The sequence below is a fragment of the Streptomyces flavovariabilis genome (assembly GCF_000725785.1).
In the GTDB taxonomy this organism is placed as follows: Bacteria; Actinomycetota; Actinomycetes; order Streptomycetales; family Streptomycetaceae; genus Streptomyces; species Streptomyces hawaiiensis.
This window is the reverse complement of sequence record NZ_JNXD01000012.1, coordinates 113,665-140,026: the sequence shown is the minus strand read 5'-3', so window position 1 is coordinate 140,026 and position 26,362 is coordinate 113,665. Positions and strand designations below refer to the sequence as shown.

Here is a 26,362-nt window from a genome sequence, read left to right as displayed (position 1 = left end):
GGGCGTATGACCACCACCCAGGAGCTCGCGGAGGGGCTCGACGACCTCCCGTACAACGTGTTCGCCAAGGCCTGTCCGTCGCGCGGCACGCTGGAGCACGTCACGGGCCGCTGGGGCGGCCTCGCGCTCGGCGCCCTGTACGAGGGCTCGCTGCGCTTCAACGAGCTGCGCCGCCGTGTCGACGGGGTGAGCGAGAAGATGCTGTCCCAGACGCTGCACGCCCTGGAGCGCGACGGCCTGGTCCACCGCGAGGCCCAGCCGACCAACCCGCCGAGGGTGGACTACGAACTGACGCCGCTGGGACGCGACGTGGCCGAGCGGCTGCTCGCCCTGATCCACTTCGTGGAGGGCAGCATGGACGAGGTCCTGGCCGCCCGCGAGCGGTACGACTCCGCTAGGGCGTGATCCGCGGCGGCCGCTGGCACTTGGGGCAGTAGTAGCTCGACCGGTTCATCCAGGGCCGCCGCCGCATGGGCGTACCGCAGCGCCGGCAGGGCAGGCCCTCACGGCCGTACGCGTCGAGCGACCGGTCGAAGTAGCCCGACTCACCGTTGACGTTGACGTACAGGCTGTCGAAGCTGGTGCCGCCGACCGCGAGGGCCGCGTTCATCACGTCCCGCACATGCCCCAGCAGCATCAGGGTGCGCGGGCGCGTGAAGGTCGCGGTGGGCCGCTCGTAGTGGATGCGGGCGCGCCACAGGGCCTCGTCCGCGTAGATGTTGCCGACGCCGCTGATCAGCGACTGGTCGAGCAGGGCCCGCTTGATCGTGGACCGCTTGCGGCGCAGCGCCTGGTGGAAGGCCTCGTCGTCGAAGAGCTCGTCGAGCGGGTCGCGGGCGATGTGCGCGATGACGTCGGGCAGGCCGTCGGGGGTGTTCTCGTGCAGCGACAGGCCGCCGAAGGTGCGCTGGTCGACGAAGCGGAGTTCGGTGTCCAGGGCGTCGGTGAAGCGGACGCGGACGCGCAGGTGCTTCTCGTCCGGGGCCGTGTGCGGCTGGACCAGGAGCTGGCCGCTCATGCCGAGATGGGCCAGGATCGACTGGTCCGTGTCCTCCAGGGGCAGCCACAGGTACTTGCCGCGACGGCTGGGGACGCCGATGCGGTGGCCCTTCAGACGGTGCGCGAAGTCGTCGGCGCCCGCGAGGTGGCGGCGCACGGCACGCGGGTGCAGCACCTCGGCCTCGGCGACGGTCCGGTGGGCGACCCACCGCTCCAGTCCGCGCCGTACGACCTCGACCTCGGGCAACTCGGGCATGGGGGTCCCCCGTCACAAACGTGCGGATGACCTGAGCGCCCGCCCCCGGCAGGGGCGGGCGCTCAGGTGCGCTGTGCTGTGCCGGCCGCCGGGTGAGGGCGGGCGGCTGTCAGCCGTCGACGCTGCCGTCGACGGCCGTGTGGGCGGCTTGAGCCGCTGCCGTCTGCGTCGCCTCGGCGTCTTTCGCCGCCTTGGCGCGCTCGTCCGCCGCGGCCCGGATGGACCGCCATGCGGACTCGGCGGCCTGCTGCTCCGCCTCCTTCTTGCTGCGGCCGGTGCCGGTGCCGTACGAGACGCCTCCGACGCGGGCGGCAGCAGTGAAGGTCTTCTCGTGGTCGGGGCCGGTCTCCGTGACCAGGTACTCGGGAACGCCGAGCCCCTCGGTCGCGGTGAGCTCCTGGAGACTGGTCTTCCAGTCCAGGCCGGCTCCGAGGTTCGAGGACTTCTCGATCAGCGGGTCGAACAGGCGGTGCACCAGCTCCGCCGCCGAGTCCAGGCCCTGGTCGAGATAGACCGCGCCGATCACCGCTTCCAGGGTGTCGGCAAGGATGGACGCCTTGTCCCGCCCGCCCGTGCCCTCTTCACCGCGGCCCAGCCGGATGAAGGAGCCCAGGTCGAGCCCGCGGCCCACCTCGGCGAGCGCACGCGAGTTCACCACCGCGGCCCGCAGCTTGGCCAGCTGGCCTTCTGGAAGGTCGGGGTGGGTGCGGTACAGCGTGTCCGTGACCACGAGGCCGAGGACGGAGTCCCCGAGGAACTCCAGGCGCTCGTTGGTCGGCAGACCGCCGTTCTCGTATGCGTACGACCGGTGGGTCAGTGCGCGTACCAGAAGGGCGGACTCGAGCTTGTAGCCGAGCCGCCCTTCCAGAAGCGTGTGGGACGAGGCCTGGTTGTTGTCCGCCGGAGCACTCCCGCTCACACGGGAAGACTTGTTCTTAGGCGTGGACACAGTGCCTCTCACCAGCCGCTCAGACCTCGAGGACCTGGCGCTTGTTGTAGGTGCCGCACGACGGGCACGCGATGTGCTGCTGCTTGGGCTCGTGGCAGCGCTCGCACGCAACCAGGGTGGGGACCGCAGCCTTCCACTGCGACCGGCGGTGGCGCGTGTTGCTGCGCGACATCTTCCGCTTCGGAACAGCCACGGCTACTTCTCCTGCTTCTCGTCGACGCCCGCTTCGGCGCCGCTCATCTCGTCCTTCTCGCCGTCCTTCATGGTGCCGGCGAGTCCCTGCAATGCCGCCCAACGGATGTCGACGGCGTCGTGGTGGTGGTCCGGGTCGTCCGCCAGCCGCGCGCCACACTCGGCGCACAGACCGGGGCAGTCTTCCCGGCACACCGGCTGCATCGGCAGTGCGAGCACCACCGCATCACGCAGCACGGGCTCGAGGTCGAACAAGCCGTCCTCGAGGAAGAGCCTGTCCTCGTCGTCCTCGGCGTCGTCGCCCGGTTCCGCGATCACGCGGCCCCGGTCGTCGGCGTCAGGGTACGAGAACATCTCCTGGAACTCCGCTTCGAGCTGCTGCTCGAGCGGCTCCAGACACCTTACGCACTCCCCCTCGGCCGTGGCACGGGCGGTGCCCGTGACGAGCACCCCTTCCATGACCGACTCCAGGCGGAGTTCGAGCTCCACCGGGGCACCTTCCGGCACTCCGATGACTCCCTTGAGACCCAGGTCCTTGGGAGCGTCGACCGTGCGGGTCAGGCGCTGCAGCGCACCAGGCCGCCGACCCAGCTCGTGCGTGTCGAACACGAGGGGGTTGCGGTGGTCGAGGCGGGCGTTCAGAACCATTCCTGCTTTCGATCTGCTGAGCTCGGGGGACGCCGCCCTTCGGTGTTCCCGGGCAGCGTTGATCACGGACGTACGCGCGACCGAAGAGCCAGGATACTGGACCTTTCGCTGTCGGCCCAATCCGGTCCTCAGCCCTGGCCGCGACCCTGCTCGTAGGCCCGCAACTGCTCGGCGCTGATCATGCCGGTGTCGAAGAGACTGGTCTCGTCGAGGGCGTACCCCTGGTGGCCCTGTTGCGCCTGTTGCGCCTGTTGCGCCTGTGAATCCTGCTGCGGCTGCTGCTGGGCCTGGTTCGGGTCGTAGGCGACCTGCTGGGGGTCGTAGCCCTGGTAGGCGTAGGGATCGGCCTGCTGGTAGCCGTACGGGTCCTGCTGGGGGTCGTAGGCCTGCTGCGGGTAGCCGGCGTAGGGGTCGGGCTGGTGCTGGTACGCGTAGGCCGGCTGTGGCTGTGCGTAGTCCGACTGTTCGGCGGGCTGTTGGGCCGGGGGCTTCTGCTCGGCCGGGGCGGCCAGGTCGGCGAGGTAGTCGGCGTCGCTGGAGTGCTGGACGGTGCTCGCGTCGTCGGCGAGGGCGCCGAGGTCGTCGGTGGCGATCCGGCCGTGCAGTTTCTGCCGGCCGCGGCCGACGGCGTCCAGGGTCTTGGCGAGGACCGCCTCGAAGGCGCCGAGCTTGACGTCGACGTACTCGTCGGCGCTGCGGCGCTGGGTCTGAGGGTCGTGGCTGCGCTCGGGGGCGTCCTCGTCCTCGTAGCCCTGCTCGTCGGTGCCGGGGCCGGTGCCCAGGAGCTTCTCGCGGCCGCGGCCGACGGAGCCCAGGGTCTTGGTGAGGACGACCTCGAAGTTGGCGAGCTTGGAGTCGACGTACTCGTCGGCCTCGGCGCGGATCTCCTCGGCCTCCTGGCGGGCCTCGGCGAGGATCCGGTCGGCCTCGGCCTGGGAGCGGCGGGCGACCTCGGTGCCGGAGATCAGCGAACCACGCTCGGCGTGCGCGCTCTCGATGATCCGCTGGGCCTCCTGGCGGGCCTGCTCGACCATCTGCTCACGGCCGCCGATCAGCTCCTGGGCCTGGGCGAGGGAGTCGGGCAGCGCCGCGCGCACCTCTTCCAGCATCGCGAGCAGGTCGGCGCGGTTGACCACGCACGAGGCCGACATGGGCATGGACCGGGCGCCGGAGACCGCGGAGACGATCTCGTCGAGCTTCTTCTGCACGTCCACCGTGTGCTCGCCACTCTCTACAGATGCGTTGGAGACGGACGGGACGACTGTACGGCCATGGGGTGGCGCCGGAACACCGAGTGACGGGCAGTCAGGCCCCGGGGGGACGCCCGGGGTCGGTTCAGTCCTTCCTCAGGCGCTCGGTGAGGACCCCCAGGACCTCCGCGGGCACCAGGTGGGAGACGTCGCCGCCCCAGGTCGCGACCTCCTTGACCAGGGAGGACGACAGGAAGCTGTAGGTGGGGTTGGTGGGGATGAAAAGGGTCTCCACGCCCGAGAGGCCGTTGTTCATCTGGGCCATCTGCAACTCGTAGTCGAAGTCGCTGACCGCCCGGAGGCCCTTGACGATGGCGGGGATCTCGCGCTGCTTGCAGAAGTCCACGAGCAGGCCGTGGAAGGCCTCCACGCGCACGTTGCCGTACTCGGCGGTGACCCGGCGGATCAGATCGATCCGCTCATCGATCTCGAACAGGCCCTTCTTGGCCTGGTTGATCATCACCGCGACGTAGACCTCGTCGTACAGCCTGGAGGCGCGGGAGATGATGTCGAGGTGTCCGTTGGTGATCGGGTCGAACGACCCGGGACAGACGGCGCGGCGCACTTGTGATCCCTCGCTCTCCGGTCCGGTCATCGTGCGTCATCGCACGTAGAGGCGGCGCGACCGTACCAAAACGTTCCCTCGCCGTAGCGACGGGCCCGGAGGGGTTCGAAACCCTCGGGCCACCGGAATTCACCGCCTCTGGTGCTGCGCTCCACGGTGACGAGGGCTTCCTCCGCGAGCCAGCCCTCTGTGCGGAGTGTGAGGAGGATCTCCCGAAGATCGTCGTCCGTGACGGCGTACGGGGGGTCGAGGAAGACGAGGTCGTACGGCTCGCCGGGGGGTGGTGTGCGGATGATCTGTTCCGCTTTGCCGGACCTGACCTCGGCGCCGGGCAGGCCGAGGCTCTTCACGTTCTCGCGGACCGTGCGGACGGCTTTGGCGTCGGCCTCTACCAGGAGGGTGTGGCCGGCGCCGCGGGAGAGTGCCTCCAGGCCTACGGCTCCTGATCCCGCATAGAGGTCGAGGACGCGTTCGCCGTCCAGGGGACCGCCGAGGAGGGATTGCCAGGTGGAGAAAAGACCTTCGCGTGCGCGGTCGGAAGTGGGGCGGGTGCCGGTGCCTGGGGGTACGGCCAGGCGACGTCCGCCGGCCGTGCCGGCGATCACGCGGGTCATCTTCGGTCCTTGGTCGTGGGCGGGCTCAGGTTCATTGTGGCTGGTCGCGCAGTTCCCCGCGCCCCTGAGGGCAGCAACCGTCATCCCTTCTCCAAGTACTGCTCCCTTTCCTCGTCCAAGAGGGCGTCCAATGCAGTCCGAAGAGCAGGGAGGCTGGTCAGCTCCGGGTCGCCGGCCACGACCGCCGTCGCCTCCTGTCTGGCCTCCGCGATGATCTCCTCGTCCTCGATGACCGCGAGCATCCGCAACGAGGTCCGGGCACCCGACTGGGCCTGGCCCAGGACGTCGCCCTCGCGGCGTTGTTCCAGGTCGATGCGGGAGAGTTCGAACCCGTCGAGCGTGGAGGCGACCGCGCCCAGGCGCTGGCGGGCCGGGCTCGCCTCGGGCATCTCGGTGACCAGGAGACAGAGGCCGGGGGCCGAACCACGCCCCACCCGGCCGCGCAGCTGGTGGAGCTGGGAGACGCCGAAGCGGTCCGCGTCCATGATCACCATGGCGGTCGCGTTCGGGACGTTGACGCCGACCTCGATGACCGTCGTGGCGACCAGGACATGCGTCTCGCCGGCGGCGAAGCGGCGCATCACGGCGTCCTTGTCGTCGGGGTGCATCCTGCCGTGCAGGACTTCGATCCGGAGGCCCTGGAGGGGGCCCTTGGACAGGTGCTCGGCGACGTCGAGCACGGCGAGGGGCGGGCGTTTCTCCGCGGCGTCCTCCGGGGACTGCGGCGGCTTCTTCTTCCCGCCCTTCTTGGGGTCGTCCTCCTCGTCGCCGATACGGGGGCAGACCACGTACGCCTGGTGGCCGTTCTCCACCTCCTCGCGGACCCTTTCCCACGCGCGGGACAGGAAGTGGGGCTTGTCCGCGGCCGGGACCACATGACTGGCGATCGGCGAACGGCCCGCCGGGAGCTGGTCCAGGACGGACGTCTCCAGGTCGCCGAAGACCGTCATAGCGACCGTGCGCGGGATGGGTGTGGCCGTCATGACCAGCAGGTGCGGGGGCTGTTTGCCCTTGCCGCGCAGGGCGTCGCGCTGCTCGACTCCGAAGCGGTGCTGTTCGTCGACCACGACCAGGCCCAGGTCGTGGAACTGCACCTTGTCCTCGATCAGCGCGTGTGTGCCGATGACGATGCCGGCCTCGCCGGTGGTGAGGTCGAGCAGGGCGTGCCGCCGGGCCGCCGCCCCCATGGAACCGGTGAGCAGGACCACCTTGGTGCCCTGTTCGGCCCCGCCCAGCATGCCGCCCTCGGCCAGCTCGCCCATCATCTCGACGATGGAGCGGTGGTGCTGCTGCGCGAGCACTTCGGTGGGCGCGAGCATGGCGGCCTGCCCGCCCGCGTCGACCACGGCGAGCATGGCGCGCAGGGCGACCATGGTGTTGTGGGTGACAGTGAAGTTGTCGGTGACGTAGGCATGGCTGGGGTGGGCGACGCTGATGCACTGGACGGGCTTCCGCCCCACGTACTCGACCGCCCGGATGCCGCGCCGGAACGTGTGGTACTTCGGCCTCGGGCGCACACGTTCTGCTTTGCGGGTGAGCCGGAACGGGGCGTACGCGTCCGGCAGGGACACCTGCACGTTGTACGCGGCCTTCTTCGGCAGCACGCGTGCCCGGCCGCCCAAAGAGCGCACGAGCCATGCGACGTCCTCCGCGAGCCGGCGTGAAGCCGAGCAGAGGGAGATGCTCAGGCCGTCGGCCTGGACGGTGCCGTCCGTGTCCAGAAGCCCCTGCAGGACGGCGAGACGGTCCTTGATCGAAGCATTCTTGAAAGCCGGAGGGACGAACTTGTCGTGGGACGTCCTTCCCCAGAGGCCCAACTCACGCAGGACCTGGATGACCGGGTTCCGCACGCCTCCGGCACGTTGCTCGAGCTGGATCGTGTAGTCACAGTGGGACCCCTTCACCGGTACCAGCGAGCAATCAGGCGCCACCGCCGCCGCCACCGCCTCACGGATCTCGCCGTCGATGGCAGAAAGACGGAGGTTGTGCTGGAATGAACCATCTCCCAGCAGCAGCCCGATCAGGTAAGGGTCGAGGGGCAGCCCGGCGTCGCCGCCGAGGTCGACCGGCTGCGCAGGCGGGATGTACCACTTCGAGGACCCGTTGGCCTTGAACGTGTCGAGACGGATCTCCCGGGTCGTCATGACCTTGGGAGCCTGGCCACGGTGCCGACCACAGCTCGTGCCGACGATCCAGAGATGCTCGTCGTCGCACTCGACGGAACTCCCGTCGGACAAAACCAAGCGCCACACATCGCGCTCACCCTGCGGGAAGACACCATCGATCAGCCCGATGCCTCCGTCCGGCACCACCACCTCGTCACCCACCCGCAGATCTCCCATGCGACGGAAGCCCATGGGTGTGAGCACCTGCGCGTCGAGGGGCTGGGCCTTGCCCGAACCCACCTCCCCCTGCAACAGCCGGTGCATCGGATGGTCCGTGGCCAGGTCGTCGAAGATCTCCCGGGAGACGCGCTGCTGGCCGTCGGTGAGCGTGAAGGGGAGGCGGGCGTCGAAGGCGGTGAGAAGCCCGTCGGAAGCGGGTTTGCGGGGGACGGCGGGGAGTTGGGCGTCGGCGTGGCGACGGCGGGCCAGGGCTACCTGGAGGACGAAGGCCTCGTCCCACTTGAGGCGGGAGCGGGCGTCCTCGATGTCCGCCTTGGTGTGCGGGCGGTGGATCTTGAGGAGGGCTTCGGGAAGCGGGACCAGGCCGCGGCCCAGGCGCAGGCCGTCCGGGAGCGGGTCGACGGCCTCCTGGGCCGTGGGCAGGACCGTCTGGATCGCCTTGCCGATCTTCCAGGACTCCAGCTTGGCGGTGGCGGGATAGATCGGAATCAGGGCGCCCGCCCAGGTCTCGACGGACTCCTCCGGGTCGCCGCGCAGCAACTCGTAAGCCGGATGCGCGAGTTGAAGGCGGCGGTTGAAGACGGAGACCTTGCCCGCGAACATCGCACGCGTGCCCGGCAGAAGTTCCTTGTGGGGCTTGTGGACGCCTGCGCCGAAGAAGACCAGTTGGAGCCGGCCGCTGCCGTCCGTGATCGTGACCTCCAGGCGCTGGCTCTTGCCGCGCGGCGCCTTGGCGGAGGCGAACGTGTGCAGGCGGGCGTCCGCGACCTGGGCGACCACCGTGACGTGCTCGTCCATGGGGAGGTCGGCGAGGTGGGTGAGCTGGCCGCGCTCCTCGTATCTGCGCGGGTAGTGGTGGAGGAGGTCACCGACGGTGAGCAGGCCGAGATGCTCGGCCATCACCTTCGCGGTGGCGGGGCCGAGCACCGACTTCAGCGGTTGTCGCAGGGGTTCTTCCAGTGCGGGCACGAGATCCATTGCACACCACGCCACTGACAATGGCTCCCAGGCCGCGTCCGGGCCGCCGTAAAGATCCCGGAAACCCCTGGTCAGGCGGCTGGTTCGGGGCCTAGGATGACGCGCTCCCGGCCCTCCTTCGCGGTCACCGCCCCACCGGGACCGCCCGACCCCGCGCCGTCGCGAGTCCCCACCGGCGCCGTGAAGATGGACTCCCAGACCTCACAGCCATCCCAGCCCTCCCCTTCGCCCCAGTCACCTCATACGTTCCAGGTCGACCTGCGTGGTCTGGTGGACCTGCTCTCCCACCACCTCTACTCCAGTCCCAAGGTGTATCTGCGCGAGCTGCTGCAGAACGCCGTGGACGCCATCACGGCCAGACGTGCGGACGAGCCCGGCGCCCCTGCCCGGATACGGATCCATGCGGAGGGCGGTGTCCTGCGGGTCGAGGACACCGGCGTGGGGCTCACCGAGGCGGACGTGCACAGCCTGCTGGCCACCATCGGGCGCAGTTCGAAGCGCGCCGAGGGGCTCGAAGAGGCCCGGTCCGACTTCCTCGGGCAGTTCGGCATCGGGCTGCTGGCCTGCTTCGTCGTCGCCGAGCGGATCCGGGTGGTCAGCCGCAGTGCACGTACGCCCGGGGCGCCGCCGGTGGAGTGGACGGCGTCCGACGACGGTTCGTACACCGTGCGAAAGCTGCCGGACGCCGAGCGGCCCGAACCGGGCACCACCGTGCACCTGGTGGCCCGGGCGGGGGCCGCGGAGTGGCTCTCGCCCGAGCGGGTCGAGGCGCTGGCCCAGGACTTCGGGTCGCTGCTGCCCTACGACGTCCGGGTCGGCGACGAGGCGGTCACCGACCTTCCGGCGCCCTGGGACCGTCCCTATCCGGGCCCGGCGGCCCGCCGTGTCGCCCTCGCCCGGCACTGCCACGACCTGTTCGGCTTCACCCCGCTGGACACCATCGACCTGTCCGTGCCGCTGGCCGGCATCCGCGGGGTCGCGTACGTGCTGCCGTCGGCGGTGAGCCCGGCCCAGCGCGCGGGTCACCGGGTGCACCTGAAGGGCATGCTGCTGACCGAGCGGGCCGAACAACTGCTGCCCGACTGGGCGTTCTTCGTGCGCTGCGTGCTCGACACGGACAGCCTGCGCCCCACGGCGTCGCGCGAGTCGCTGTACGAGGACGAGACGCTGGCCGGCGTGCGGGAGGCGCTGGGCGAGCGGATCCGGACCTGGCTGACGGGCCTGGCGGCCGGTGATCCGGAGCGGTTGGCGGCGTTCCTGGCGGTGCACCACCTGGGCGTGAAGTCGCTGGCCCGGCACGACCGGGAGATGCTGCGCACGATGCTGCCGTGGCTGCCGTTCGAGACGACCGACGGGCGGCTGTCCCTGGAGGAGTTCGCGCAGCGGCACCCCATGGTGCACTTCACGCGGACCGTCGAGGAGTACCGGCAGGTCGCGCCGATCGCGTCCGCGCAGGGCATCGGCGTGATCAACGGCGGCTACACATACGACAGCGAGCTGGTTCAGGCGCTGCCGTCGGTGCGCCCGGGGACCGTGGTCGCCGAGCTGGACGCGGAGACGGTGACCGCGCATCTGGACGCGGTCGACCCCGCCGAGGAGCTGGCCCTGTCCGGCTTCCTGGCGGCCGCCCGGGCCCGGCTCGACCCGCTCGGCTGCGACGTCGTGCTGCGGGCCTTCCACCCGCTCTCCGTGCCCGCCCTGCACCTCGACGACCGGGACGCCCGGCACGAGCAGGCCCGGGCGGACGCGGAGGCTCAGGCCGACGACCTGTGGGCGGGAATCCTCGGCTCCCTGCGGGGCGGTGCCCCCCGCGCGCGTCTGGTGCTCAACCACCTCAATCCGCTGGTCCGGCGGATCGGCTCGCTGCCCGACCCGGAACTGATCGGCACCGCGACGGAGTCGCTGTACGGGCAGGCGCTGCTGATGGCGCAGCGCCCGCTCAGACCGGCCGACTCGGCGCTGCTCAACCGCGCGTTCATCGGCCTCCTGGAGTGGGCCACGCACAGCGAGGACGGTCAGGCATGAGGGAGATCACGGACTTCGACGCCCTGCGTGAGGCGATGGCGGAGAACTCCGGGCAGCCGGAGGGGCCGGCCCGCAACGCGCGCGCGGAGGAGCTGCTGACGGCGGCCGAGAAGCTGAACATTCCGCTCGCCGTGATCGAGGCGCTCGGCCACCAGCTGAAGGTCTACAACTACAGCTCGGAGAAGGGGAAGATGTTCGTTCCCTTCGCCCGCCTGCTGCGTCTGTGGGACGAACGGCCCGAGGACTTCGACGCGTACGAGACCCACTCGCTGCACTGGGTCTTCAAATGGGTCTCGGCCGGCATGCTCGACCAGCCGCACATCCCGCTCGCGTCGATCGAGAAGTGGCTCGGCGAGATGGAGCACCGCTACCGGCTCGCCGGGCACTCCGAGCGGGCCGTGCGCAGCGCCGAGCACAGTGTGGCCGCGCATGTCGGGGACGTGGCGCGGGCCGAGCGGGCGTACGCCGCGTGGCTGGCCGCCGACCGGGACGCCATGGCCGACTGTCCCGCCTGCGAGCTGCACGGGCAGGGCTGGTGGCAGGCGGAGCAGGGGCGGGACGCGGAGGCGCTGGAGCTGTGGCGGCCGGTGCTGGCGGGTGAGTACGTCTGCGCGCACGAGCCGCACACGGCCCTCGCGTCCTCCTTGGTGCCACTGCTGCGGCTGGGGCGAGAGGAAGAGGCCCGGTCCAACCATCTGCGGGGCGTGCGGCTCGTCCGGGCGATGGAGAGCATGCGTGGCGCGTACGCGGAGCACGTGGAGTTCTGCGCGCTCACCGGCAACGAGGCGCGGGGCCTGGAGCTGCTCGCGGAGCGGCCGGCGTACTTCACGGACGACGGGCATCCGCAGAGCAAGCTGGACTTTATGAGCGTGGTGGCCCTGCTCATGGACCGCCTGACCGGGCTCGGGCTGGGTGACCGGCAGGTGCCGGGTCCGGCCGGCCGGGAGTGGACCGCCCGCGAACTCGCCGCGCACGCGCGCGAGCAGGCCCTCGCCCTGGCGGCGCGCTTCGACGAACGCAACGGCACGGCGCATGTGGGCGAACGGGCACGCGCGCGTATGGCGCGGCAACCGCTCGCGGAGCGGCTTCCGCTGGGCGTGCGGTCGATGCGGCCGGTCCCGCCGTCCGCTCCCCCGGCGGGCGTGGCCTCGCCGGTTTCCAGCTCCGGGCAGCCGGACCTGCCCGCCCTGCTGGACGAGGCGCGGCGGCTGTCGGACGCCCTGCTGCCGGGCGCCGTGGAGGCGTGGGCGGTGGCCGCCGAGGCCGCGGAGGGAGCCGAGCTGGATCCGCGCGACCGCGCCGAGATGGCCGACCACGAGGCGATGTCCCTCGGCCCCGAGGGCATCGAGCTCTTCGAACGGGCCGCCGGTCTCTACACGGAGGCGGGCGACCCGGGCGAGGCCCTGGCGGCACGCGCGCGTGGGGCGTACGTCCGCGCCCTCGCCGGCGACGTTGACGGCGCCGTCGCGGCGGTGACCGGCCCGTACGACGAGATCCTCGCGCTGTACGCCGCGGACGGCACCGGGATACGGCAGACGGCGTCCGTCGTGATGAGCCGGGCGCGGACCCTGACGCGCCGGGCGCACGGCGCCGAGGGCGACGCGGCTGCTCTCGCCGAGGCCGGGGCGGCCGTCCGGGAGCTGCTCGCCCTCGTCGAGGGCCGGACCGGGGAGGACGTACGGCTGGCCGCGCGGGTCGCCGAGGCTCAGGCGATGCTCGGGGAGCTGGCGGGGCTGGCCGGGGATCTGGAGACGGCCGCGGAGCTGTTCGCACGGGGCGCGGCGGCGTTCGTCGCGGCAGGGCTGCCCTGGTTCGCGGTGGAGTACGAGGCCCGGCTGGCCTCCCTGGCCCACCACCTCGGTGACATGGCGGAGGCGGAACGGGCGCTGCGGGCGGCCCTGGAGCACGGTGGACCGCAGCTGGAGGCGCCGGGACGGGCCCAGCTGTACCTTCAGCTCGCCGAGGTCGTCGGCGGCCGGGGCGAGGCCGCCGAGGCCGCCCGGCACGCCCTGGAGGCCGCCCACTGGGCGGACGAGGCGGGCGAGTCGGCGACGCTGGGCGCCTGGGCGCGACAGCAGCTCGGCGGGTTCCTGCTGCGGCAGGAGCGGTGGGCCGAGGCCGCGGAGGTGCTGGAGTCGGCGCTGCCCGACCTGACCGCCGAGACCCACGGCGACGGAGCGGTCGTGCAGACGCAGTGGTGGCTCGGCGACTGCCTGAGCGAGCTCGGCGAGCACCGTGCGGCCGCCGAGCGGCGCCTGCAGGCCGCCGAGATCGCCCGGCACTGGCCCGAGCAGCACGACCACGCGACCCTCGCCCACCTGGCCGGAGAGTCCCTCGGCCAGGCCGGACTGGCCGCCGAGGCGGACCGGGCCTACGCACGCGCGGGTGACCTGTGGCGCGAACTCGGCAACGTCCACGGTCTGATCCGCTCCTTGCGCGCCCGCGCCTGGCTGGCGCTCCGCGCGGAGGACGGGCTGGGAGAGGCACGCGGCCTGATGGCGGACGCGGTCCGGGAGTGCGAGGCGGCCCTGGGGGCAGCGTCCGACGAGGAGTCGCGGCAACAGCTCGTCTCCGAACTCGGCCACACTCACCAGCAGTTCGGCGACCTGCTGGCTCGCTACGCCGCGGAAGAGCCCGAAGGCGCCGCGGTCCGCGAGGTGTTCGAGGAGGCACTGGCCCAAGCAGTGCGGTCCGCAGCGGTGTTCGCCTCCCTCGGGGACGGCGCCCTGCACAGCCGCACCGGTGCCGAACTCGCCGCGGCCCGGCTGGCGGCCGACCTGGGCCGCCCCGCCGACGCGGTCGCACGCGCGCGTGCGGTGCTGGCGGCGTACGACGGACACGGCGGCCCGGAGACGGGTCACGCAGACGGTGAGGGCGAGGCGGTACGGGCCCGCCGGGCGGAGGCGGAGCAGCTGCTGCGCCTCCTGACCGAGGGGCGGGACTGAGGCCGGGCTCTACTCCACGCCGATGAGGAGCAGGGCCCCCTGCCGTCCGCCCCGGTACACGACCGTGTCGACGGCGAGGTACCCCTCGCGGACCCGGCCCTCCAGATGCTCGGCAACGGTGTCGGGGACGTCGTCGCCGAGGACCAGGGTGACCATCTCGCCCCCGGCCGAGAGCATGCGGTCCAGAACGGTCTCGGCGGTCACCGCGATGTCCGAGCCGATCACGGCCACGTCCCCGTCGATCAGCCCCAGGACGTCGCCGGCCTGGCAGATGCCGGCCATCGTCCACGACTGGCGTTCGGCGACGGTGACCTCGGCGTAGCGGGTGGCCCCGGCGGCAGAGGTCATGGCGACGACGTCCTCGTCGAAACGGCGGTCCGGCTCGTGCACGGCCAGCGCCGCGATGCCCTGGACCGCCGAGCGGGTCGGGATCAGGGCCACGCGGACGCCCTCCGTGCGGACCTGCTCGGCGGCCGCCGCGGCGGTGTGGCGCAGGTCGGCGTCGTTGGGCAGCAGCACGACCTCGCGCGCGTGGGCCCGCCGTACGGCCTGGACGAGCTCGCCGCTCGCGGGCGGCTCCCCGGGGCGTGCGAGCACGGTCGTCGCGCCGGCCTCGGTGTACAGGCCGGCCAGGCCCTCGCCGGGCACGACGGCCACAACGGCCCGCTGGGCGCGTTCCCGGGGCGGCCGCTCGGCACCGGTGGCGTGGACGTCGTCGGCGCCGAAGTGCGTGATGCGGATCCGGTGGGGCCGCCCGGCCTCGATGCCGGCCTCGACGGCGGCGCCCGCGTCGTCGACATGGACGTGGACGTTCCACAGCCCGTCACCGCCGACCACCACGAGGGAGTCCCCGAGGGCGTCGAGCCGCTCCCGCAGCCGCTCGACGGCCCGGTCCTCGGCCTCCAGGAGGTAGATCACCTCGAAGGCCGGCCCGTCCTGGTCCGGCACGGCGGCGCCGTCGGCACACTCGCCCGGGACGCCCTGGGCCTGCTCGGGGGCGGCTGCGGGGCCCACGCGCGCGTGGAGGCCCCCCGAGGGGCCGGTGCACGCGCTCCCCGCCACCCTCTCCCGCGTCCTCTCCCCCGTGAACGTCTCCACCAGCGCCCCGAGCACCGCGACCAGCCCCTGTCCGCCGGCGTCGACCACCCCGGCGCGTTCCAGGACGGGCAGCTGGCCCGGGGTCGCGGCGAGGGCCGTGCGGGCTCCGTCGTAGGCCGCCCGGGCCACGGTCCCGCAGTCGCCCTCCGCTCCGTCCGCGGCGTCGGCGGCGGCCGAGGCGACCGTGAGGACGGTGCCCTCGACGGGGTGGGCGACGGCCCGGCGGGCGGAGTCGGCCGCGTGCCGCAGGGCGAGTCGCAGGCCCCGGCCGTCGGCCTGGGCGGTGTCGGCGTCGGCCAGCACCTGGGCCATGCCGCGCAGCAGCTGGGCGAGGATCGTCCCGGAGTTCCCGCGGGCGCCGATGAGCGCCCCGTGCGCCATCGCCCGCGCGGCGTCGGCGAGCGTCGGCCCGTGCGGGCCGGACCCGGCCGCGTGCCCGGCGAAGACCGCCTCGACGGCCGCGACGGCCGACTCCACGGTCAGATAGAGATTCGTGCCGGTGTCCCCGTCCGCGACCGGATAGACGTTGATCGCGTCGATTTCCTCACGCGCCCGCCCCAGTGTCCCGAGCGCGAGACCGCACCAGGTGCGCACCGCGAGAGCATCGAAGAATGTCTGCGGCACCTGCGCCACTACGCCTCCCTGAGCTGCCGGACGTGGCACGCAGCGTAGACCCCGGGGCGGTGTTCACCGGAAGAGGGAGGGGACCGGGCCCCTGAGCTGCCATGGTAGTTTCGTTCTACGGGTGCAGCCGTTGTATGCTGCTCCGGTTGCCCGATCTGATCGGGCCTTCCCCCTGGCAACGCCACTCCAGATTTCGACCGGCTCCTCAAAGCCCGAGAATCTTGATTCCGGCCTGCCGGGATCAACCGTAAGTGCATCTGAAGTCTTTGGAGTGACCCGTGGCTGCCAACTGCGACGTCTGCGGCAAGGGGCCGGGCTTCGGCAACAACATCTCGCACTCGCACCGCCGTACGCCCCGCCGCTGGAACCCGAACATCCAGCGAGTGCGTACCGTGGTGGGCGGGACGCCGAAGCGCGTGAACGCTTGCACCTCGTGCATCAAGGCCGGCAAGGTCTCGCGCTGACGCTCAGCTAGCGCGCGGCCACTGCTGGTTCGCTGCAGAGCCGGTCCACCTCTGGTGGGCCGGCTCTTTGCCGTGCCCGAACATCAGCGCCCAGGCCCTGCCCGGAAGCGCCAGCCGTGATCCACGGGCCCGATTCCCCCACCGAGCGCGAACCCGGCCGCGACGGCACCCGTCACGTACCGCTTCGCCGCCGCCACCGCCTCCGGCACGGGCCTGCCCTTCGCGAGCTGGGCGGCGATCGCGGAGGCGAGCGTGCAGCCGGTGCCGTGGGTATGGCGGTTGTCATGCCGCGGCGCCCGCAACCAGTGCTCCTCGGAGCCGTCGGTGAGCAGATCGACGGCGTCTCCGGGCAGGTGTCCGCCCTTGATCAGCACCCAGCGCGGCCCGTACGCGAGGACGGCCGCCGCGGCCTCCCGCATCTCCGACTCCGACTCGACCCGTACGCCCGTGATCTGGGCCACCTCGTCGAGGTTGGGCGTGGCGACCGTCGCCACCGGCAGCAGCTTCGTACGGACGGAGTCCAGCGCGGAGGCGGCGAGCAGGGCGTCGCCGTGCTTGGAGACGCCCACCGGATCGACGACCGCCGGGGCGTCCGTGCCCTTGATCAACTCAGCGACCGCCTCCACCAGTTCCGCGGAGGCCAGCATCCCGGTCTTGACCGCCTGGACGCCGATGTCGTCGACGACGCTGCGGTACTGGGCCCGCACGGCCTCCACAGGCAGTTCCCAAGCTCCCTGCACACCGAGGGAGTTCTGCGCGGTCACCGCCGTGACGACGCTCATGCCGTGCACGCCGAGCGCGAGCATCGTCTTGAGGTCGGCCTGGATGCCCGCGCCGCCGCCGGAGTCGGAGCCCGCCACCGTGAGGACGTTGGGAATCATGACTCCATGTCCCCGAAGTGGTCCCAGCCGCCCTTGCTGGTCCACGGCGCCCCGTCGACCGTCACCTGGGGCAGCGCCGAGGGATTGAGGACCTCGCCGATGACCTTCCAGCGGGCGGGCAGCTTCACGTCCGGCGGGAAGGTCGCGACGATCGCGTGGTCCTCTCCCCCGGTCAGCACCCACTGCATGGGGTCGACCCCGACGGCCTGCCCGATGTCGTTCATCTGGGACGGGATGTCGATCGCCCCGGAGCGGACGTCGATCCGCACCTTGCTGGCCTCGGCGATGTGCCCGAGGTCCGCGATCAGCCCGTCGCTCACGTCGCACATCGCGGTCGCCCCGAGCCCGGCGGCGGCGGGACCCGCGTGGTACGGCGGCTCGGGCCGCCGGTGCGCCTCCACGAACGCCCGCGGCGAGCGGAACCCCCGGGACAGCACCGCGTACCCGGCCGCCGACCAGCCCAGCCAGCCGGTCACCGCGACGAGGTCGCCCGGCTGGGCGCCCCCGCGCGTCACCGGCTCCTGGTTGCGCAGGTCGCCGAGCGCGGTGATCGACACCATGATCGAGTCGCCGCGTACGACATCACCGCCGACCACGGCGGCGCCCGCCACCTGGCATTCGTCGCGCAGGCCGTCCATCAGCTCGCTCGGCCAGGTCACCGGCAGTTCGGCCGGGACGACCAGGCCGAGCAGCAGCGCGGTCGGTACGGCGCCCATGGCGGCGATGTCGGCGAGGTTCTGCGCGGCCGCCTTACGGCCCACGTCGTAGGCCGTCGACCAGTCCCGCCGGAAGTGCCGGCCCTCCACGAGGATGTCCGTGCTCGCCACGACCCTGCGGTCGGGCGCGGCCACCACGGCGGCGTCGTCGCCGGGGCCCACCCGGACCGCCGGGGTGGTGGTCAGACGGGAGGTGAGCTCCCTGATGAGCCCGAACTCACCGAGCTCACCAACAGTGCCCTTCATTGCCCTTTCTCCCCTTCTGTCCCTGTCCGTGCCCGGTCGCGAGGCATCTCGCTCCTCGCTACGGTCGAGGTGACCGTCAAGTTCTGCCGGACCTGCACCCCGGCGCGCAAGACCCGGTCCCCGCAGGTCTCCCCGCGGCGAGCGGCGACGCGATACCGTGGCGTTCCTTTTCCCCACATGATCCTCGTGGCCGCCCTGGAGGTTCCGTGGTACAGGCGTACATCCTGATCCAGACGGAGGTCGGCAAGGCGTCGACCGTCGCCGAGACGATCACCAAGATCCCTGGGGTCATCCAGGCCGAGGACGTGACGGGACCATACGACGTCATCGTGCGGGCCCAGGCCGACACCGTCGACGATCTCGGTCGCATGGTGGTCGCCAAGGTCCAGCAGGTGGACGGCATCACCCGCACCCTGACCTGCCCGGTCGTCCATCTGTAGCCCCCGTCTACCCTGTGCCGGTGAACTCTTTCCGTCACCGGCACCGTTGTGTCTTCCGCGTGTTCCGCCTGCCCGCTGTCGCGCTGTTGATCACTGTCGCGGGCTGCTCCTCAGCAGACGACAGCGCGTCGGCGGCGGTTCCCAGTCCGGACGCGAAGGTCGCGGAACTGTGCCGGAACCTGGACAAGGTACTGCCTGCGAAGGTGGACGGTGAGAACCGCGAGGACCCCGGACCCGCGTCGGCGCTGACGGCGGGCTGGGGCAGCCCGGCGATCATACTTCGCTGCGGTGTGCCGCAGCCGCCCAAGATGATCGACCCGAAGGTGGCGGACGGGCGGGACCCGGACGCGGTCGCCGGGGGTGTGAACGGCGTCGACTGGCTGATGGAGGAGCAGGACGGCGGCGGATACCGGTTCACCACCGCCAACCGGGAGGCGTACGTCGAGGTCCGGGCGCCCAAGGGCGTGGACAGCTCGGGTGTGCTGATCGATCTGGCCTCGGCCGTGAAGAAGGCGATCCCCGAGGGGATCGCCTCCTGAGCGCCGTGCTGTCGAGTCTGCGGTCGCACGTGGCTGGTCGCGCAGTTCCCCGCGCCCCCGGGTGGGTCAGCGCAGGCCCGTCGAGCGGCGCAGTGCCGCCTGCACCAGCCGGTCGATCAGCTCGGGGTAGCTCACCCCGCTCGCCTGCCACATCTGCGGGTACATCGAGATGGGCGTGAAGCCGGGCATGGTGTTGATCTCGTTGATCACGAACTCGCCGTCGTCGGTGCGGAAGAAGTCCGCGCGGACCAGGCCCTCGCAGGACGCCGCCTCGAAGGCGTCGACCGCCAGGCGCTGCACCTCGGCCGTCTCCTCGGGCGTCAGCGGCGCCGGCACGATGCCGGGCGTGGAGTCGATGTACTTGGCCTCGAAGTCGTAGTACGCCTGCGCCTCGGGCGGGGGGATCTCCGCGGGCAGGGAGGCGCGAGGGCCGTCCTCGAACTCCAGGACGCCGCACTCGATCTCGCGGCCGCGCAGGGCGGCCTCCACGAGGATCTTCGGGTCGTGCCGCCGGGCCTCGGCGATCGCCTCGTCGAGGCCCGAGAGGTCGTCGACCTTGGTGATGCCGATGGAGGAACCGGCGCGCGAGGGCTTCACGAACAGCGGCCAGCCGTGCTCGCCGGCGAAGTCGACGATCTTCTTGCGGGCGGCGGCCTCATCGTGTTCCCACTCGCGCGGGCGGATCACCACGTACGGGCCCACCTTCAGCCCGAAGGAGGTGAACACCCGCTTCATGTACTCCTTGTCCTGGCCCACGGCCGAGGCGAGCACACCCGAACCCACGTACGGGACTCCGGAAAGCTCCAGGAGGCCCTGGAGAGTGCCGTCCTCGCCGTACGGGCCGTGCAGCACCGGGAAGACCACGTCGACCTCGCCGAGCGCCTTGGGAACCGATCCCGGCTCGCTGTAGACGACTTCGCGGCTGGCGGGGTCGACGGGGAGGATCACCGCGCCCTCGGCGGACTCGGCGAGCAGGTCGACGCTCGGCGGGCGCCGGTCGACGATCGCCATCCGCTCCGGTTCGTCCGCCGTGAGCGCCCAACGCCCGTCCTGGGTGATGCCGATCGGCAGGACGTCGTACTTCGTCCGGTCGATGGCCTTGAGGACGGCGCCGGCGGTGACCACGGAGATCCCGTGTTCGGAGCTGCGCCCGCCGAACACGACGGCCACACGCGGCTTGCGAGGCGGCTGCTCGGGGCTCTGGGGGAGGTTCTCGGTGCTCATATCGCGTTGAGAGTACCCGTTGGTAGGGCCGGTAGTAAGCGCCGTCGGCGTCGCGTCGCTCAGCGTCGTTCGGGCTTCGCGCTGCGCGACATCAGCTCCTTGAGAGCCACCACCGGGGGCTTGCCCTCGTGCACGATGCCGACGACCGTCTCCGTGATCGGCATGTCGACACCGTACCGGCGGGCCAGATCCAGCACCGACTCGCAGGACTTGACGCCCTCGGCGGTCTGCTTGGTGACCGCGATGGTCTCCTGGAGGGTCATGCCCTTGCCGAGGTTGGTGCCGAAGGTGTGGTTGCGCGACAGCGGCGAGGAGCAGGTGGCCACCAGGTCGCCCAGGCCCGCGAGTCCGGAGAAGGTCAGCGGGTCGGCGCCGAGCGCCATGCCGAGCCGGGTCGTCTCGGCGAGGCCGCGGGTGATGAGCGAGCCCTTGGCGTTGTCGCCGAGGCCCATGCCGTCCGCGATGCCCACGGCGAGGCCGATGACGTTCTTCACGGCTCCGCCCAGTTCGCAACCCACCACGTCCGTATTGGTGTACGGGCGGAAGTACGGCGTGTGGCAGGCGGTCTGGAGTCGCTGGGCGACGGCCTCGTCGGTGCAGGCGACCACGGCCGCCGCCGGCATCCGCGCGGCGATCTCCCGGGCCAGGTTGGGCCCCGTCACCACGGCGATCCGGTCCGGGCCGACCTTGGCGACGTCGTCGATGACCTCGCTCATCCGCATGGCGGAGCCGAGTTCGACGCCCTTCATCAGCGACACCAGGACCGTGCCGGGGGCGAGGAGCGGGCTCCACTCGGCGAGGTTGGCGCGCAGGGTCTGCGAGGGCACCGACAGGACCGTGAAGTCGGCGTCCGCCGCGGCTTCGGCGGGATCCGTGGTGGCCCGCACGTTCTCCGGGAGCTCGACGCCCGGGAAGTAGTCGGGATTGGTCCGCGTGGAGTTGATCGCCTCCACGACCTCCGGGCGGCGCCCCCACAGAGTGACCTCGCACCCCGCGTCGGCGAGCACCATACCGAAGGCCGTGCCCCACGAACCGGCGCTCAGGACCGCCGTCTTGACCGGCTTGCTCACTTACCCAGCCCCTCTTCCTGCACGGTCTGCCCGGACTGCTGATGCGTCTTCGTCTGCGCCTGTGTGCGGCGCCGCTGCTCGGTCCGCTCCCGGCGCGGGTCGTACGGCGTCTCGGGCGCCTTCTCCCCGCGGATCAGCTCCAGCTGGGCGGTCACAGCGGCCATGATGACCTCCGTGGCCTCCTTCAGCAGGTCCGCGGTCATCTCCCGGTCGTAGAACCGCGCAAGGTCCACGGGCGGCCCGGCGAGCACGCGGTGCGTCTTGCGCGGCAGCGGATGCGGCCTCTTCGCGTACGGCGGCAGCAACTCGTTGCAGCCCCACTGGGCGACGGGGATCACCGGGCACTTCGTCTGCAGGGCGACCCGCGCGGCCCCGGTCTTGCCGGTCATGGGCCAGCCGTCCGGGTCGCGGGTGAGGGTGCCCTCGGGATAGAAGGCGACGCATTCCCCGCGGTCCACGGCCTCGATCGCGGCCCGGAAGGCGCTCAGCGCGTCCGTGCTCTCGCGGTAGACGGGGATCTGCCCGGTGCCCCGCATCGCGGCGCCGACGAATCCCTTCTTGAAAAGCCCGCTCTTCGCGAGGAATCGCGGGACCCGCCCGGTGTTGTACTGAAAGTGCGCGTAAGCGAAGGGGTCGATGTGCGAATTGTGGTTCACCGCGGTGATAAATCCACCCTCGGCCGGAATGTGCTCCATTCCGCGCCAGTCCCGCCTGAGCAGAACCACCAGCGGCGGTTTGCAGATCACCGCGGCGAAGCGGTACCAGAAGCCGATTCTGCGGCGGGGCACGCGGACACCTTCCTCTTGGGCCTGAAGCGGGGGCCACGGGGGCCGCACAAGTGTCGCCCCGGCCCGCCGGTCTGTCGAGAACACCGTACGCCCCGGCACACCGCCCGCCCGATGCCCCGGGTGACAATGACCGCGACAAGAGGAGGACGGAACACCCGTGCAGTGGACCCTGGTCGTGCCCCTGAAACCCCTGGCCCAGGCCAAGAGCAGGCTTGCGGACACCGCGGACGACGGGCTGCGGCCGGACCTGGCGCTGGCCTTCGCGCAGGACACGGTGACGGCCGCGCTGGCCTGCCATGCGGTAGGGGATGTGGCAGTCGTCACGGACGACGCCCGCGCGGGCCGCGAGCTGGCCGCACTGGGCGCCGCGATCATCCCCGACGAGCCGGGCGGCGGCCTCAACGCCGCCCTCGCACACGCGACGCGGGTCGTACGGTCCGCCCGTCCGGCCCGCGCGGTAGCCGCACTCAACGCAGATCTGCCGGCCCTGCGCCCCATGGAATTGTCCCGGGTACTCGACGCAGCCGCTGAATTCCCGCGTGCATTTCTTCCGGACGCGGCCGGAATCGGCACGACTCTGCTGGCCGCAGCCCCGGGCCGCGCATTGCGCCCGGCCTTCGGTACGGATTCCCGGGCCCGGCACCGCGCCTCCGGGGCCGTGGAACTGCCGCTCGCCACGGTGGATTCCGTACGCCAGGACGTGGACACCGGCGACGACCTGCGCAGCGCGCTGGCCCTGGGCGTCGGCCCTCATACGGCCGCGGCCGCCGCGCGGTTGCTGATACCCGGGCAGTAGGCTGCGGCCATGCAGGCGACCGCGTACACGTACGACCCCGAAAGCCGCAGCGGGCAGGTGCTTCTGGACGACGGCACCCCGGTGCCCTTCGACGCGGCCGCGTTCGACGCGGGGGGCCTCAGGCTGCTGCGCCCGGGTCAGCGGGTCCGTATCGAGGTGGAGGGTGCGAAAGACGCCCTCCGGATCACTCTGGTGACCCTGCAGACCCTCTGACCACTTGCTGAACACGCCGCGGGCCGGACTCCATGCGGAGTCCGGCCCGGCGTGTGAGTACCCAAGCGCCCTTACTTCTTGCGGGCGGTGGTCTTCTTGGCGGTGGTCTTGCGCGCCGTCGACTTCTTGGCGGGCGCCTTCTTGGCCGTGGCCTTCTTCGCCGGGGCCTTCTTCGCGGTCGTCTTCTTCGCGGCGGTGGTCTTGGACGTCGCCGTCGTCTTCTTGGCGGGCGCCTTCTTCGCCGTGGTCTTCTTCGCGGCCGCGGTCTTCGTGGTGGCCTTCTTCGCCGTCGCCTTCTTGGCGGTGGTCTTCTTCGCGGCGGCCGACTTCGTGGTCGCCTTCTTGGCGGCGGCCTTCTTGACCGTCGCGCCGGCACCACCGGTCAGGCTGCCCTTCGGCGCCTTCTTGACGGATACCTCGCCGCCGCGCGGCAGCTTCTTCGAACCGCTGACCAGGTCCTTGAAGCCCTGACCAGCACGGAAGCGCGGAACGGAGGTCTTCTTGACCCGAACCCGCTCGCCCGTCTGGGGGTTACGGGCGTACCGGGCCGGACGGTCGACCTTCTCGAACGAACCGAAGCCGGTGACCGAGACCCGCTCACCCGAGACGACCGCGCGGACGATGGCGTCCAGTACATGGTCGACAGCATCGGCGGCCTGCTGGCGGCCGCCCATCTTGTCGGCAATCGCTTCTACGAGCTGCGCCTTGTTCACGTCTTCCCCTTCGGAGACATCGCCAGAACGAAAGTGTTCAAGCTTTTTCGCACGTTAGGCAGATATATACCGCAAATCAAACACGAAACGGGCTTATCACCCTTGTGCCGCAGCGAACTCGACGGTGTCGAGAGGTTCAGCGTTCCTCGTCGGGGATTCGTCCCTCGTCGAGGTCCGCGGTGAACCGCTCCAGCCGCCTTGCCGCGTCGGCGAGATCGTGCTTGGCCGCGGCCGTAATGACCAGCAGCTTCCGGGTCAGCGCCATCCGTACGCCCTCCGGGACTTGCAGTGCGCGCACCCTTGTGTGCGCTTCCTTGAGTTGGTCCGCGACTGCCGCATAGAGCTCGAGTTGGCCGTCGTGTTCCATGCACAGATTGTGCCATCTGGGGCGAGTTGTCGCCTGCGCAGGGGACAACTGACGCCTCAAACGGCCTTCCGGGCACACGTGGAAGTCACGGCCGTACCCCTCGCGTACCCCGGCAACCACCGGCATAACGTGGGAAGTTGGCAGCTGAACAGCGGGTGGGCAGGGCCGTTCGGGTGCAGACACAGCTGTACCCCCGATCGGGCTGATCGGGGGTACAGAGGGGGTGTTGCGGTGGCCGAAAGTCGCCTTGTTCAGAGGCGGTGGACCGTGCCCGGGGTCAGACCGGGAGCGTCCGCGGCTTGAACGCCGGGCGCTTCGCCTCGTACGCGGAGATGTCCGCCTCGTTCCGCAGGGTGATCGAGATGTCGTCGAGGCCGTTCAGCAGCCGCCAGCGGGAGTTCTCGTCCAGCTCGAAGGAGGCGGTGATGCCCTCGGCGCGCACCTCGCGGCTCTCCAGGTCGACGGTGATCTCGGCCTGCGGGTCCTTCTCGGTGAGCTCCCACAGCGCGTCCACGGTCTTCTGCTCCAGAACAACCGTGAGCAGGCCGTTCTTGAGCGAGTTGCCGCGGAAGATGTCAGCGAAGCGGGAGGAGATCACGGCCTTGAAGCCGTAGTTCTGCAGCGCCCAGACAGCGTGCTCACGGGAGGAGCCGGTACCGAAGTCGGGGCCGGCGACCAGGACGGTCGCGCCCTGCCGCTCGGGCTGGTTGAGGATGAAGGACTCATCCTTGCGCCAGGCCTCGAACAGCCCGTCCTCGAACCCGTCGCGCGTGACCTTCTTGAGCCAGTGGGCGGGGATGATCTGGTCGGTGTCGACGTTGCTGCGGCGCAGCGGGACGGCCCGGCCGGTGTGGGTGGTGAAGGCTTCCATGACTGATCAGACTCCAGCGGGCGTGGGGGCGTCGGCGGACAGGTCGGCCGGGGAGGCCAGGTGGCCCAGGACGGCGGTGGCGGCGGCGACCTGCGGAGACACCAGGTGGGTGCGGCCGCCCTTGCCCTGCCGGCCCTCGAAGTTGCGGTTGGAGGTGGACGCGGAGCGCTCACCGGGGGCCAGCTGGTCGGGGTTCATGCCCAGGCACATCGAGCAGCCCGCGTGCCGCCACTCGGCGCCGGCCTCCTTGAAGACGACGTCCAGGCCCTCGGACACGGCCTGCAGACCGACGCGCGCGGAGCCCGGGACGACCAGCATCCGTACGCCGTCGGCGACTTTGCGGTCCTTCATCAGCTCGGCGGCGGCGCGCAGGTCCTCGATGCGGCCGTTGGTGCACGAGCCTACGAAGACGGTGTCCACCTTGATGGAGCGCAGCGGCTGCCCCGCCTCCAACCCCATGTACTCCAGGGCCTTTTCCGCGGCGTAGCGCTCCGATGCGTCTTCGTACGAAGCAGGATCGGGGACGGACGCCGAAAGCGGTGCGCCCTGGCCCGGGTTGGTGCCCCAGGTGACGAACGGCGACAGCTCGGCGGCGTCGATGACGACCTCGGCGTCGAACTCGGCGTCCTCGTCCGTCCTGAGCGTCTTCCAGTACGCGACGGCGGCGTCCCAGTCCTCGCCCTCGGGGGCGTGCGGGCGGCCCTTGAGGTACGCGAAGGTGGTCTCGTCCGGGGCGATCATGCCCGCGCGGGCGCCGGCTTCGATCGACATGTTGCAGATGGTCATGCGGGCTTCCATCGAGAGCTTCTCGATGGCCTCGCCGCGGTACTCCAGGACGTAGCCCTGGCCGCCGCCCGTGCCGATCTTCGCGATGATCGCCAGGATCAGGTCCTTGGCGGTGACGCCGTCGGGCAGTTCACCGTCGACCGTGATCGCCATCGTCTTCGGGCGGGACATCGGCAGCGTCTGGGTGGCCAGCACGTGCTCCACCTGGGAGGTGCCGATGCCGAACGCCAGCGCGCCGAAGGCGCCGTGCGTGGAGGTGTGGGAGTCGCCGCAGACCACGGTGGTACCGGGCTGGGTCAGGCCCAGCTGCGGGCCGACGACGTGCACGACGCCCTGCTCGACGTCGCCCAGCGGGTGCAGCCGTACGCCGAAGTCGGCGGCGTTCTTGCGCAGCGTCTCCAGCTGGATCCGGGAGACCGGGTCCGCGATCGGCTTGTCGATGTCGAGGGTCGGGGTGTTGTGGTCCTCGGTGGCGATGGTGAGGTCCAGGCGCCGCACGGTGCGGCCGCTCTTGCGGAGGCCGTCGAAGGCCTGCGGGCTGGTCACCTCGTGCAGCAGGTGCAGATCGATGAAGAGAAGGTCGGGCTCGCCCTCCGCGCGCCGGACGACATGGTCGTCCCAGACTTTCTCCGCGAGTGTCCTACCCATCGCTTTTCCCTCCGGACGGCGACGATCCGCCGACCCAACTAGAGATCTTGAGGAGGCGGTGCCCGTACCCCTGATTCCGGGCACACACCACCAGGCCCTTACGTCACGGGCC

At 71.2% G+C, this 26,362-nt stretch carries 26 protein-coding genes; 8 read left to right on the top strand and 18 right to left on the bottom strand.

The features are described from left to right. Positions 1–6: 6 nt before the first annotated feature. Positions 7–405, top strand: coding sequence for a winged helix-turn-helix transcriptional regulator (locus IO24_RS0122565; protein WP_031138140.1), 399 nt, complete (start codon positions 7–9; stop codon positions 403–405). Here the strand turns inward: IO24_RS0122565 and mutM are convergent. The 8 genes from mutM to IO24_RS0122525 form a co-directional block, all read right to left on the bottom strand. Then, positions 395–1,255: a bifunctional DNA-formamidopyrimidine glycosylase/DNA-(apurinic or apyrimidinic site) lyase gene (mutM, locus tag IO24_RS0122560; protein WP_031138138.1), complete on the bottom strand. Its 861-nt coding sequence runs from the start codon at positions 1,253–1,255 to the stop codon at positions 395–397. The two genes, IO24_RS0122565 and mutM, sit on opposite strands and share 11 nt — an antisense overlap. A 109-nt stretch (positions 1,256–1,364) precedes the next feature. Beyond that, a complete protein-coding gene (gene rnc / locus IO24_RS0122555) occupies positions 1,365–2,216 on the bottom strand; it encodes a ribonuclease III (RefSeq protein WP_420823220.1) in 852 nt (283 codons plus the stop codon). 7 nt (positions 2,217–2,223) lie between these two features. Further along, positions 2,224–2,397 (bottom strand): 50S ribosomal protein L32, encoded by a 174-nt coding sequence (gene rpmF / locus IO24_RS0122550; protein ID WP_003951102.1) that lies wholly within the window; start codon positions 2,395–2,397, stop codon positions 2,224–2,226. 2 nt (positions 2,398–2,399) lie between these two features. Next, positions 2,400–3,044, bottom strand: coding sequence for a YceD family protein (locus IO24_RS0122545; RefSeq protein WP_031138131.1), 645 nt, complete (start codon positions 3,042–3,044; stop codon positions 2,400–2,402). 128 nt (positions 3,045–3,172) lie between these two features. Then, positions 3,173–4,258 carry an ATP synthase F0 subunit B gene (locus tag IO24_RS0122540; RefSeq protein WP_031138129.1) on the bottom strand — a complete coding sequence of 362 codons (1,086 nt, stop codon included), beginning with the start codon at positions 4,256–4,258 and terminating at the stop codon, positions 3,173–3,175. Positions 4,259–4,379: 121 nt separating this feature from the next. Next, positions 4,380–4,859: a pantetheine-phosphate adenylyltransferase gene (coaD, locus tag IO24_RS0122535; RefSeq protein ID WP_031138128.1), complete on the bottom strand. Its 480-nt coding sequence runs from the start codon at positions 4,857–4,859 to the stop codon at positions 4,380–4,382. A gap of 26 nt (positions 4,860–4,885) precedes the next feature. Beyond that, positions 4,886–5,473 carry a 16S rRNA (guanine(966)-N(2))-methyltransferase RsmD gene (gene rsmD, locus IO24_RS0122530; RefSeq protein WP_031138126.1) on the bottom strand — a complete coding sequence of 196 codons (588 nt, stop codon included), beginning with the start codon at positions 5,471–5,473 and terminating at the stop codon, positions 4,886–4,888. An 80-nt stretch (positions 5,474–5,553) separates the two neighbouring features. Next, the gene (locus IO24_RS0122525; protein WP_031138124.1) at positions 5,554–8,796 is read right to left on the bottom strand and encodes a helicase-related protein; all 3,243 of its coding nucleotides are present in this window, start codon (positions 8,794–8,796) and stop codon (positions 5,554–5,556) included. 186 nt (positions 8,797–8,982) lie between these two features. Between IO24_RS0122525 and IO24_RS0122520 the strand changes: the two genes are divergently transcribed. Beyond that, the gene (locus IO24_RS0122520) at positions 8,983–10,821 is read left to right on the top strand and encodes an HSP90 family protein (RefSeq protein ID WP_031138122.1); all 1,839 of its coding nucleotides are present in this window, start codon (positions 8,983–8,985) and stop codon (positions 10,819–10,821) included. Then, positions 10,818–13,766 (top strand): hypothetical protein, encoded by a 2,949-nt coding sequence (locus tag IO24_RS0122515; protein ID WP_031138120.1) that lies wholly within the window; start codon positions 10,818–10,820, stop codon positions 13,764–13,766. Before IO24_RS0122520 ends, IO24_RS0122515 begins: the two co-directional genes overlap by 4 nt. Before the next feature lie 9 nt (positions 13,767–13,775). On the opposite strand, the gene IO24_RS0122510 is transcribed toward IO24_RS0122515, so the two are convergent. Further along, positions 13,776–15,497: a DAK2 domain-containing protein gene (locus IO24_RS0122510; RefSeq protein WP_031138118.1), complete on the bottom strand. Its 1,722-nt coding sequence runs from the start codon at positions 15,495–15,497 to the stop codon at positions 13,776–13,778. A 269-nt stretch (positions 15,498–15,766) separates the two neighbouring features. On the opposite strand from IO24_RS0122510, the gene rpmB reads away from it, so the two are divergent. Beyond that, positions 15,767–15,952: a 50S ribosomal protein L28 gene (rpmB, locus tag IO24_RS0122505; RefSeq protein ID WP_004924906.1), complete on the top strand. Its 186-nt coding sequence runs from the start codon at positions 15,767–15,769 to the stop codon at positions 15,950–15,952. Between the two features lie 83 nt (positions 15,953–16,035). On the opposite strand, the gene thiD is transcribed toward rpmB, so the two are convergent. Beyond that, complete coding sequence (gene thiD, locus IO24_RS0122500; RefSeq protein ID WP_031138113.1) at positions 16,036–16,833, bottom strand: bifunctional hydroxymethylpyrimidine kinase/phosphomethylpyrimidine kinase; 798 nt, start codon at positions 16,831–16,833, stop codon at positions 16,036–16,038. After that, a complete protein-coding gene (locus IO24_RS0122495) occupies positions 16,830–17,795 on the bottom strand; it encodes a thiamine-phosphate kinase (protein WP_031138111.1) in 966 nt (321 codons plus the stop codon). The genes thiD and IO24_RS0122495 overlap by 4 nt, the downstream gene beginning before the upstream one ends. 206 nt (positions 17,796–18,001) lie before the next feature. Between IO24_RS0122495 and IO24_RS0122490 the strand changes: the two genes are divergently transcribed. After that, on the top strand, positions 18,002–18,235 hold the full coding sequence (locus IO24_RS0122490; RefSeq protein ID WP_031138109.1) for an Lrp/AsnC family transcriptional regulator: 234 nt from the start codon (positions 18,002–18,004) through the stop codon (positions 18,233–18,235). Positions 18,236–18,255: 20 nt separating this feature from the next. Then, positions 18,256–18,774, top strand: coding sequence for a DUF3515 domain-containing protein (locus IO24_RS0122485; RefSeq protein ID WP_031138107.1), 519 nt, complete (start codon positions 18,256–18,258; stop codon positions 18,772–18,774). A gap of 66 nt (positions 18,775–18,840) precedes the next feature. On the opposite strand, the gene IO24_RS0122480 is transcribed toward IO24_RS0122485, so the two are convergent. From IO24_RS0122480 to IO24_RS0122470, 3 genes are read right to left on the bottom strand one after another with little or no spacing between them, the layout of a single operon-like run. After that, positions 18,841–19,998 (bottom strand): D-alanine--D-alanine ligase family protein, encoded by a 1,158-nt coding sequence (locus IO24_RS0122480; RefSeq protein ID WP_031138105.1) that lies wholly within the window; start codon positions 19,996–19,998, stop codon positions 18,841–18,843. Positions 19,999–20,057: 59 nt separating this feature from the next. Continuing rightward, a complete protein-coding gene (locus IO24_RS0122475; protein ID WP_031138103.1) occupies positions 20,058–21,068 on the bottom strand; it encodes an NAD(P)H-dependent glycerol-3-phosphate dehydrogenase in 1,011 nt (336 codons plus the stop codon). Further along, positions 21,065–21,856, bottom strand: coding sequence for a lysophospholipid acyltransferase family protein (locus IO24_RS0122470; protein ID WP_031138101.1), 792 nt, complete (start codon positions 21,854–21,856; stop codon positions 21,065–21,067). Before IO24_RS0122470 ends, IO24_RS0122475 begins: the two co-directional genes overlap by 4 nt. Before the next feature lie 157 nt (positions 21,857–22,013). Between IO24_RS0122470 and cofC the strand changes: the two genes are divergently transcribed. Together cofC and IO24_RS0122460 are read left to right on the top strand one after the other, a co-directional pair. Next, positions 22,014–22,652: a 2-phospho-L-lactate guanylyltransferase gene (cofC, locus tag IO24_RS0122465; protein WP_031138099.1), complete on the top strand. Its 639-nt coding sequence runs from the start codon at positions 22,014–22,016 to the stop codon at positions 22,650–22,652. A gap of 9 nt (positions 22,653–22,661) precedes the next feature. After that, positions 22,662–22,865: a hypothetical protein gene (locus IO24_RS0122460; protein ID WP_031138097.1), complete on the top strand. Its 204-nt coding sequence runs from the start codon at positions 22,662–22,664 to the stop codon at positions 22,863–22,865. Between the two features lie 71 nt (positions 22,866–22,936). Here IO24_RS0122460 and IO24_RS0122455 read toward each other — a convergent pair whose 3' ends face one another. The 4 genes from IO24_RS0122455 to leuC all read right to left on the bottom strand — a co-directional run bounded on the left by IO24_RS0122455 (position 22,937) and on the right by leuC (position 26,250). After that, on the bottom strand, positions 22,937–23,578 hold the full coding sequence (locus IO24_RS0122455) for an HU family DNA-binding protein (protein WP_031138095.1): 642 nt from the start codon (positions 23,576–23,578) through the stop codon (positions 22,937–22,939). 136 nt (positions 23,579–23,714) lie between these two features. Next, positions 23,715–23,945, bottom strand: a complete 231-nt coding sequence (locus IO24_RS0122450; protein WP_031138093.1) for an SCO5555 family protein — start codon at positions 23,943–23,945, stop codon at positions 23,715–23,717. Positions 23,946–24,222: 277 nt separating this feature from the next. Beyond that, positions 24,223–24,816 carry a 3-isopropylmalate dehydratase small subunit gene (gene leuD, locus IO24_RS0122445; protein WP_031138091.1) on the bottom strand — a complete coding sequence of 198 codons (594 nt, stop codon included), beginning with the start codon at positions 24,814–24,816 and terminating at the stop codon, positions 24,223–24,225. Between the two features lie 6 nt (positions 24,817–24,822). Further along, positions 24,823–26,250, bottom strand: coding sequence for a 3-isopropylmalate dehydratase large subunit (gene leuC, locus IO24_RS0122440; RefSeq protein ID WP_031138088.1), 1,428 nt, complete (start codon positions 26,248–26,250; stop codon positions 24,823–24,825). Positions 26,251–26,362 lie beyond the last annotated feature (112 nt).